Genomic DNA, 4,781 nt, shown 5'->3' on the forward strand with positions numbered 1-4,781 from the left:
GGTTCATGGGGCGGATACGACTGATACTCTACGATTACATGGTCAAATGTATGAGGGAACTGGCAAAGCCAGAGCCTGATATCAACTCACTTCTTCCTTGGAACTTCTCACTCTAAAACGCCCCGTGGGATCATGGGGCGTATACACTTCATCCATCACATCTAGTATATAGAAAGCTCATTCAGAAACGATGAGAGCGATGTCTTTTATTCACTATCCGAGAACACATTTTTTATCTTATCTAGCTTCTCTTCCATAGCTAAAAACTCTAAATAAAACTCCCTTAATTTATGGCCATCTATTTTTACTATTGCAGTTTTGTTTTCTCGCCAATCTAAACGTTCAATAGCTTTTGACACGTGAACAATTGCGCTGGCTTCATCGTTAGGACTGGATGTAGCCTTAATAATGTAACTGTCCGTCATATTTAGTCCTCTTGGTAAAGTGTGGGGTTTATAGCACTAAGCATTGGATATAGATTGGTTTACTATTTAATTGAGACTCATAGGTACCACTTTTGTGTTCGAGCCAAAAACAGTATTTGTATCTAAATATTTTTTGGTAATCTTAAAAAACTTTTTATAAGGTTCACGCTGCGTTAATGACACTATGTACGCATTTCCATCTAACTCAAACATTACCGTCGTTTTTGTGTTGGTGTAAATGCAATCGGATAAGCAGTTATCAATCCGTCCAGTTATGATTGCTTTATCACTTCCGGTAGTCACTACTCTATACGTTTCCGTGTTTGTCTGATCTAATTCATTTTCTTGCAATGCGATTGAATTTAGAGTGATATTATCGTGAGCATTTTTTGCGCGAGCTTCTCGTTCCATGCGGCACATATGAGATTGATGATTACGCTCTTTCACTAGCTTCAGAACATGATTTTCCCGTGCTTTATCTTTAGCGTATTGACTAATATTACCGTCATGAACCTGTACCGCATTATCATATTCTGACATATCAATTGCATTAAATGGACAAGATCCAAACTTAGAAATATCTATATTTTTCGGATTGAATTCCTCAGGATTACCACTACTCAAGGGCACATTGACTAAAAAGGAAAAATCTCTTTTCATGTTTAGATTCACATAAATATTTTCACCAATGACCTGTACTCGATCCACATCATTGAGAACCTGTGATCCTGACCATCCAGCCTGTACATCAATTGATACTCCAAACGCCAATAGTGGCGCTAAAAACAGAGCTAATTTCATCCTATTCAGCCTTTAAATTAATGTTGAATTTGACCGTACCATTACAGGCCGGCAAGTGTCTCAGATATTGGTTCTAGTGCTAGAAGATGTAACGCTTGTTGTGCTTGGTTAATCATACACGGGATACCCAACGGTCTGTGTTTGCTTTTTCCTTTGGGGTATAGATTCTTCTGCGCAGTTTGGCTCGATAGCCTTTCCTGTTCAGTAAACTGACTGCTGCCATTCGACGTGCATCGGTGTTCCAGATGTCGCCGTCAATTCCTAGCGTTATACCCACGAACACCGGGAAGCTTTGCTCCTTTGGATATACAAACGGTTCACTCTTATCGCGGTGAACAGCGATTCATGCGACTTCACGTCGCACGGACAAAACTGAGTTATATATTGCTAAATTAGCTATGTAGCGTCAACTAACTTGGCCGATCCAGCGTCAATTAGCCTGGCCGGTTGAAGTCCTGTTTAACTTAGGTTTCGTTGTGCTTCCTTTCTCCTATAACTTTCACCTTTGCATTGTAAGATCTTCGCATGATGGATCAGCCTATCTATTGCTGCTACTGTCATCACTGTATTGTCGAACAGTTCATCCCATTCTTCGAACGATTGATTTGATGTGATGATTAAGCTGTATCGTTCATAGCGATGCGCTATCAACTCGAACAACACACTGGTCTCCTCACTCGTTTTTTGTACATAACCGATGTCATCTAAGATAAGCACATTGTACTTATCGAGCTTCATCAAGGCCTCTGACAGTTTCAACTCCTCTTTGGCGAGTTGAAGTTGCTGTACCAGCAAGTTGGCACTCATGAACTTGACACGGTGGCCATGCTCTATCAGCTTAAAACCCAGTCCGGCAGCTAAATGCGTTTTACCTAACCCACTCGCCCCGAACAGTAAGATATTATCGCCTGTTTTTACCCATTCTCTTTGGTTAGCCAAGTGCCATACTTGTGCTTTATTTATGCCGCTCACCGCTGCGAAGTCGTAACCATCAAGATATTTACCTGCTGGAAGGTTAGATTCTTTTAAGTGCCGCTGTAGGCGTTTTTCCTCACGACTATCTAGCTCTAGGCGACATAACTCTGCAAGATAGCGCTCTGCTGACCAGCTTTGCTCACGCGCTTTTTCTGCCATTGGCTCCCATTGAGAGACAAGACTACCAAGGCGTAAAGATTTGAGGAGAAGAGGAAGAACATGCTGCTCTGACATTATTTCACCCCTTCTAAGATTTGCTGATAGCTCGATAAGGTATGCTGCTCTACTTTTGGACTGTCCGTCCAGACTTCATCTTGTAAGAACCTATCTTCACAGTCGAACAGAGTGGGTAGACGACCCACTCTGATACCATCCAGCACGAACCGGCCAACCGCTTCCTCCCTTTCTGACTTATTGGCCACATTCAACAGCTTCACCATATAGAAGCTTGCCTCGTCCATTGTGAGCTGAGCATCGACGTACTGCCAGATTTGACGATAATCCTCACTTGGTAACATTTCGTCTCGCCACTGACAGCCTCTGAAGGCTCTTGGCTTTTTCATTAAAGAACCAATGATGTGCCTATAATCAATTTGATGACCTCGACGGCATGAGCGTGTATGAACTCTGTCTAGGGTTAGGGTATGTTCGTCATGACAATAGACTTCGAGCGTTTTATCGTAGAGGTGGACACGAACCGTACCCCCAATAAGGCGGGACGGAACTGAATAAGTGACCCTCTTGAGTTGGACTGTACTTGTTGTCGACACCTTCAGTTCATAAACGGTGTAATTGACGCAGTCGTATTTAGGGAGCGGTTGTAATTGTCGCTGCTCGTCAACTAGCAGTGGTTTTGAGCGACGATTACGTCGCTCAACGAGTTGGTCAACGAACAACTCGTACTCATTTATTGTCTCGAAGTCATTGGAGCCTCGGATCGCCAACGCTTGGCGAATTTGGTTCTTCAGGTGGTTATTCGAGCTTTCTATGGCACCATTTTCATGAGCTATACCGGTATTATTTCTCGTTGGTTGGAAGCCATAATGTGTCGCGAGTTGTTGGAAGCTCTCCGTAAATTCACGTTCAGATGTGTTATTTTTATAAGCAGCGCTTAAGCTGTCTGTTCTCACCTCAAGAGGGACCCCTTCTGAGCGCTCAAAAGCCCCTTTTAGGCCTGTAGCAACGGCTGTAAAGCTTTCCCCACCGTAAACCACTTGTGCATGACTCCAACCACTGGCGGGCAAACGATAATTAAACAGTCTGTGTTCCAGTTTTTCACCTTGGATCGTCACGATGAAGTCGGCCCATGTAAAGTCCATGATCCCTTGTTTGCCAAACTCCTTTTCCTGACGGAAGATGACTTCTTTATCTTCTCCGTGTAACAGGCGCCACTGACGGACTCGACGTTCTAATGTGCGTCGGTGGTTGGGTGAAAAACTATCGCTATGCTCTTCACAAAGATAGTCAAAAATACCGACAGGGGTAATTGACGCTGAGCGTTCAAGGAGTGGAAGAACCACTGAGTTCCAGACCGGTTCAAGGGGGGCGGTTCTTGTTCGATAACCTCTAGTCTTAATTGGGCCTGATTGTCGCTGTCCTGATTCAATTCGACGAGCGGAACGCTCAGAGAAGCCGGCTTTAGCCGCGGAGGTGGTTTGTATTTTATCTTTTCGATTAACCATGTATAGCCTTATTTGTTGATCTGTAATTCGTTTCCCTGGCACAAAGCTTTCCGGTAGAGAGTTTGTCCAGAATGTAGCAGATCAACCGGCCAATCTAATTGTCGCTGAACCGGTCAGGGTAATTGTCGCTCAATAGTATAGAGCCTTGGAATGAACGCGATATCATTCGTTACAAGCTGGCAGACAAGGCAGGCCGAAAAAAAGCGGATGAAGTAGAGCGCCTAAAGAAATACATTCGTCGCCAGGCTACGATTCTTCAAAATATTGAAGCAGAGGACGAAAGTCACTTGGTGAAAGAGCAAAAAGGGCTCGGTCGTCCAAGCATGCCCAAGGCGAAGAAAGTCCGACACTACGAAAAACTAATTGAGAAAGCGAACGTTGAGATCACTGAAATACTAAAGACTAAAACTAGAGCTGAGCAGCTTGAGTATCAACTTAAAGATGTTCGAGTGATGAAGCGCACATATCGCACTCAGTACAAGGCTGAGTACGGTAAGTTTCCTGCATCATCGCCACAAGATAAAGCGATCAAGTTGCTTGAGCAGCAAATTAAGCTGGCAAAGAAAGAAGAGGCAACCAAGCAAGATGAATATTGAACCGATTTCTGTTCAGTTCAATGACTAATCACCTTTTCGAAGTTGGCCCGTTTCCCGGGAAGGGGCCAGCTTGTTCTTGACTGTCTAAGAGTGATTCACAGAACTCTTTGCCATCAAACAGCTAAACCGCGCATTGCGGCGCAGTCGTTGCTCCTTTGCTGACTGCTGTAATGCATCTTATGTCCTTAAGTCGGCAAGTTTTGTGTTGACTTGTTTTTGCCCCAAAGTGAGCCAGAGAGGGGGTGAACTCTGTTTCAAACTCAGGAACTTGCCTTACTTTTCCGGCTCTTCTCCGCTTAGAT

6 protein-coding genes and 1 pseudogene are annotated in these 4,781 nt (G+C 43.9%); 1 reads left to right on the forward strand and 6 read right to left on the reverse strand.

Annotated elements, in window-relative coordinates; genetic code table 11:
* Window positions 1-206: 206 nt before the first annotated feature.
* The 5 genes and pseudogenes from AB4307_RS21865 to istA form a co-directional block, all read right to left on the reverse strand.
* On the reverse strand, window positions 207-425 hold the full coding sequence (locus AB4307_RS21865; protein ID WP_274679102.1) for a hypothetical protein: 219 nt from the start codon (window positions 423-425) through the stop codon (window positions 207-209).
* Between the two features lie 66 nt (window positions 426-491).
* Window positions 492-1,226 carry a hypothetical protein gene (locus tag AB4307_RS21870; protein ID WP_372133525.1) on the reverse strand — a complete coding sequence of 245 codons (735 nt, stop codon included), beginning with the start codon at window positions 1,224-1,226 and terminating at the stop codon, window positions 492-494.
* 50 nt (window positions 1,227-1,276) lie between these two features.
* A pseudogene (locus AB4307_RS21875) lies at window positions 1,277-1,494 on the reverse strand (group II intron reverse transcriptase/maturase); the annotation flags it as partial.
* Window positions 1,495-1,685: 191 nt separating this feature from the next.
* Window positions 1,686-2,435, reverse strand: a complete 750-nt coding sequence (istB, locus tag AB4307_RS21880; RefSeq protein ID WP_333012117.1) for an IS21-like element helper ATPase IstB — start codon at window positions 2,433-2,435, stop codon at window positions 1,686-1,688.
* A complete protein-coding gene (gene istA, locus AB4307_RS21885) occupies window positions 2,435-3,925 on the reverse strand; it encodes an IS21 family transposase (RefSeq protein WP_372133529.1) in 1,491 nt (496 codons plus the stop codon). The genes istB and istA overlap by 1 nt, the downstream gene beginning before the upstream one ends.
* Before the next feature lie 80 nt (window positions 3,926-4,005).
* On the opposite strand from istA, the gene AB4307_RS21890 reads away from it, so the two are divergent.
* Window positions 4,006-4,479: a hypothetical protein gene (locus AB4307_RS21890; RefSeq protein WP_372133532.1), complete on the forward strand. Its 474-nt coding sequence runs from the start codon at window positions 4,006-4,008 to the stop codon at window positions 4,477-4,479.
* Between the two features lie 121 nt (window positions 4,480-4,600).
* Here the strand turns inward: AB4307_RS21890 and AB4307_RS21895 are convergent.
* The coding region (locus AB4307_RS21895) for a hypothetical protein (RefSeq protein ID WP_372133535.1) at window positions 4,601-4,781 on the reverse strand (181 nt) is incomplete at its 5' end.

It is taken from the genome of Vibrio sp. 10N.261.52.C2 (assembly GCF_041471425.1).
Taxonomy (GTDB): Bacteria; Pseudomonadota; Gammaproteobacteria; order Enterobacterales; family Vibrionaceae; genus Vibrio; species Vibrio crassostreae_C.

Coding starts and splice junctions, on each gene's coding strand:
- AB4307_RS21865 (WP_274679102.1), bottom strand. CDS start 425: ATGACGGACAGTTACATTATTAAGGCTACATCCAGTCCTAACGATGAA.
- AB4307_RS21870 (WP_372133525.1), bottom strand. CDS start 1,226: ATGAAATTAGCTCTGTTTTTAGCGCCACTATTGGCGTTTGGAGTATCA.
- istB (WP_333012117.1), bottom strand. CDS start 2,435: ATGTCAGAGCAGCATGTTCTTCCTCTTCTCCTCAAATCTTTACGCCTT.